This is a genomic window from Streptomyces flavofungini (genome assembly GCF_041028215.1).
GTDB lineage: Bacteria > Actinomycetota > Actinomycetes > Streptomycetales > Streptomycetaceae > Streptomyces > Streptomyces flavofungini_B.
In genome coordinates this window covers 1-1,890 of record NZ_JASKYR010001152.1, presented here as the reverse complement: position 1 = coordinate 1,890, position 1,890 = coordinate 1, and the positions used below count along the sequence as shown (strand labels likewise).

General features: G+C 71.4%; 2 protein-coding genes. Both read left to right on the top strand.

What is annotated here, in order from left to right; genetic code table 11:
• The first annotated feature begins 16 nt into the window (after positions 1 to 16).
• Complete coding sequence (gene lepB, locus AB8Z36_RS39275) at positions 17 to 1,006, top strand: signal peptidase I (RefSeq protein ID WP_369218144.1); 990 nt, start codon at positions 17 to 19, stop codon at positions 1,004 to 1,006.
• 81 nt (positions 1,007 to 1,087) lie between these two features.
• Complete coding sequence (gene lepB / locus AB8Z36_RS39270; RefSeq protein WP_369218143.1) at positions 1,088 to 1,843, top strand: signal peptidase I; 756 nt, start codon at positions 1,088 to 1,090, stop codon at positions 1,841 to 1,843.
• Positions 1,844 to 1,890: the final 47 nt, after the last annotated feature.

Below are 1,890 nucleotides of genomic sequence, written 5' to 3'. Positions count from 1 at the left end.
GGACTGAGGAGTGGATGTGGGGGATTTGGCGGTCGGCGCACGATCCGGACACGAGGGGCCCGAGGAGCGGCCGAAGGGATCCGACGAGCCGGGCGTCGAAGGCGCCGCGGACGGTGCGACCCCCGGGGATGACACCGGAAGCGGCGGAAACGGCGGGGACGGCGGGGACGGCGGGAGCACGGACAGCGACCGGGCCGCGGGGCGGCCGAAGAAGCCGAGGTCCTTCTGGAAGGAACTCCCGCTCCTGGTCGGCATCGCCCTCGTCCTGGCCCTGGTCATCAAGACTTTCCTGGTCCAGGCGTTCTCGATTCCGTCGGACTCGATGCAGAACACCCTTCAGCAGGGCGACCGCGTCCTCGTCGACAAGCTGACGCCGTGGTTCGGCTCCGAGCCCGAGCGCGGCGAGGTCGTCGTCTTCAAGGACCCCGGCCACTGGCTGGACGGCGAACCGACACCCGATCCGAACGCGATTCAGCGGGTCCTCGGCTGGGTCGGTCTGATGCCGTCCGCCGACGAGAAGGACCTCATCAAGCGCGTCATCGGCGTCGCGGGCGACACCGTGGAGTGCAAGGGCACAGGCCCGGTCAAGGTCAACGGCAAGGCGCTCAACGAGCCCTATGTCTTCGCGGGCAACACCCCGTGCAGCGCCGATGACCAGGGCGGCCAGTTCAAGGTGACGGTACCGCCGGGCAAAATCTGGGTCATGGGTGATCACCGGCAGAACTCGCTGGACTCCCGCTACCACCAGAACCAGCCGGGCGGCGGCGCCGTCCCCGTGGACAATGTTGTGGGCCGCGCCATCGTCATCGCCTGGCCGCCCACCCGCTGGGCGACGCTGCCCAAGCCGGACACCTTCGACCAGCCGGGCATCAATGCCCTGTCGAGCGCCGCTCCCAGCGTCCTCGGCCTCGCGGGCGCGGTGCCGGTCGTGCTGTGGCGCAGGCGGCGCCTCACGGTGGCCGCCGGGCGGGCCGCGAGGGTTTCTGGCGGGAGTACCGCCGGGTAGGGTGCCGTCCCAGATCATCGATCTTCCGCCGTCCGTGGGTACGGACGGCGGGGTCGTCTCCGAAAGCGGGGGAGCACTGGGATGAGCGGGACAAGTCGTACGGCCGGGGGCCAGGGACGGGTCGGCAGCGTGCTGTCGGGCGTCGCCGTGGCCCTCGGCTGTGTGCTCTTCCTCGGCGGGTTCGTCTGGGGCGCGGTCCTGTACCAGCCGTACACGGTGCCCACCGGGTCCATGACGCCGACGATCGGCTCGGGCGACCGCGTGCTCGCCCAGCGCATCGACGGCGAGGAGGTGCGCCGCGGTGACGTCGTCGTCTTCAAGCAGTCGACCTGGGGCGACCTGCCGATGGTCAAGCGGGTCGTCGGCATAGGCGGCGACAGGATCGCCTGCTGCAAGGACGGCAAGCTGACCGTCAACGGCAAGGAAATTGCAGAACCGTATCTGCCCAAGGGTACGGGCGCCGCGGCCACGGGCATCCCGGCCACGACGGTCCCCGAGGGCCGCCTCTTCCTGCTCGGCGACGAGCGCAGCGGCTCCATGGACTCCAGCGTCCACCTGGGCGACGGGGAGAACGGCTCGGTGCCGCGCGGCGCGGTGCAGGCCCGGGTCGACGCGGTGGCGTGGCCCATGGATAAGTTCGGCATGCTTCAGCGGCCCGACGGTTTCGCGGACATGCCGGGCGGCCTCTCCGAGCCGGGGCCGCTGCGCCTGATGGTGGCCGCGATCGTGGTGGGCATGGTGCTCGTGCTCGGCGGGGCGGCGTACGGTCCGGTGGCCAAGCGGGTGGGACGCGGACGCGGCAGGACCCGTCCGGCGGAGGCGGCTCGTGCGGGCTGAGGAGGCTGGGGTGGCTGGGGAGCCGGTGCTGGCTGAGGAGCCTGGGG

Coding starts and splice junctions, on each gene's coding strand:
- lepB (WP_369218143.1), top strand. CDS start 1,088: ATGAGCGGGACAAGTCGTACGGCCGGGGGCCAGGGACGGGTCGGCAGC.